Source organism: Allobosea sp. 05T422_2 (assembly GCF_056396265.1).
Genome location: NZ_JBFTLD010000510.1, coordinates 1 through 1,476, shown reverse-complemented (window position 1 = coordinate 1,476; position 1,476 = coordinate 1). Strand labels below are relative to the sequence as shown.

Genomic DNA, 1,476 nt, shown 5'->3' with positions numbered 1-1,476 from the left:
GCACGCGACCGCCCAGGTCGATGGTTTCGCCATCGCCGTCGCTGGGCGGGCGGTCGCTGATCTCGACGATGCGCTCCCCCTGGATCGACACGCAGATATCGGATCTCAGCTGCCCCATACGGACATCGAGCATGCGGAGATTGGTCAGGTGCTGGCGGCTCAACCGATCCTCACAGATTTAACGCGGCCCCGGCTCCCCATCGCATTCTCGTGAACCGGAGAAGGTTCTTGTGCGATGAGGGTAACCTAGGCAAATAGGTATGAGGGCTGATTAAGGTTGGCGATGACGGGGCTGTCCAGTCACCGTGCTTACCTAGGCAACCGGCATTCCCCCGGAATGCGGTTGGTCTCGTGCCGGGGAGGAAAGATGAACTACGAGGAACTGTTCGTTCGACTGCCGGTGTCCTGCGCAGTCCTCTACAAGCGTGTCATCGTCGAATGTAACGCGCTGTTTTGCGAGATGTGGCGCGGCACGCCGGACGAGATCAAGGGGCAGTCATTCGCCGCATTCTACTCGTCGGTCGAGGAGTTCGAGCTGCGAGGCCGGCGGATCGCTCCCATCCTCGCCGAGCAGGGCTTCTATTCAGACGACTGGCTGATGAAGCGCTGCGACGGCGAGAATTTCTGGTGCCGTGTCAACGGGGCGACGCTCGACCGGGGCCAGCCCTACGATCGCGTAATTTGGACGTTCGTGGATCTGAGCGTCGCGGCGGCGCCCGGGGTTTCGTCCAGCCATCGCCTCACTTCGCGCGAACGAGAAGTCGCGAAGCTGCTCTACGAAGGCTGCAGCAGCAAGGACATTGCGCGGACGCTGCAGATCAGCCACCGGACCGTCCACATCCACCGAGCGAATCTTTTGAAGAAATTTGGCGTATCAAGTACCGTCGATCTGCTCAAGGTTCTTTCCATATAAGTGGCTTGCACCGGTAGATCGCGATCAAATCCACTTCGACAGTGCGCCATTTGCGGACCTCCGCGGCATGCCCGAAACCGGATGTCCCCCTGAGCGACATGTTAGACCTTTCAGGCCCCGCCAGCGCGGTTACGAAGTTGCTCTTCGCATGGTCCACGAAGGCCCGGACCCGATGGCCTCTACACCTACGTGCATGGGGTGCTTCGGCACGAGGACGACGAGAACGGTGCGTGGTCCTGGTGGATCTCCCGGATGATGCGGCGGCGCTCGGCGGCGTTCAGGTACTTGCGCCCGCCGAGCGTGCCGTGAAGCGAAAGTCCCTGGGCGTTATGCATCGAGGCGCCCTCCTTGCCTCCCCCCGACGCAACCGTATTGCCCATAAGGTTCCAGCCTTGCGACCGATTTCGAGTATCGCGGGAGGATTATGGCTTACAACCGTCCGCGGGCGTCGTGTGATGGCGACCCAGACCTGGAGCGAGACCCACGTGCAGGGGTCCGGCTAAGCCGCCATGCCGCCATGCCGTCATGACGTTATGGCCAATGGCACTACGTCTGTTTCGAGC

General features: G+C 61.4%; 2 protein-coding genes. One reads left to right on the top strand and one right to left on the bottom strand.

What is annotated here, in order from left to right; genetic code table 11:
* Nucleotides 1–367: 367 nt before the first annotated feature.
* The gene (locus AC1DJT_RS36680) at nt 368–913 is read left to right on the top strand and encodes a LuxR C-terminal-related transcriptional regulator (RefSeq protein WP_476769569.1); all 546 of its coding nucleotides are present in this window, start codon (nt 368–370) and stop codon (nt 911–913) included.
* Nucleotides 914–1,098: 185 nt separating this feature from the next.
* Here AC1DJT_RS36680 and AC1DJT_RS36675 read toward each other — a convergent pair whose 3' ends face one another.
* The gene (locus tag AC1DJT_RS36675) at nt 1,099–1,248 is read right to left on the bottom strand and encodes a hypothetical protein (RefSeq protein WP_476836060.1); all 150 of its coding nucleotides are present in this window, start codon (nt 1,246–1,248) and stop codon (nt 1,099–1,101) included.
* Between the last annotated feature and the right edge of the window lie 228 nt (nt 1,249–1,476).

Excerpts from the sequence above, each read along its gene's own strand:
- AC1DJT_RS36675 (WP_476836060.1), bottom strand. The coding sequence starts at position 1,248 with ATGCATAACGCCCAGGGACTTTCGCTTCACGGCACGCTCGGCGGGCGC.
- AC1DJT_RS36680 (WP_476769569.1), top strand. The coding sequence starts at position 368 with ATGAACTACGAGGAACTGTTCGTTCGACTGCCGGTGTCCTGCGCAGTC.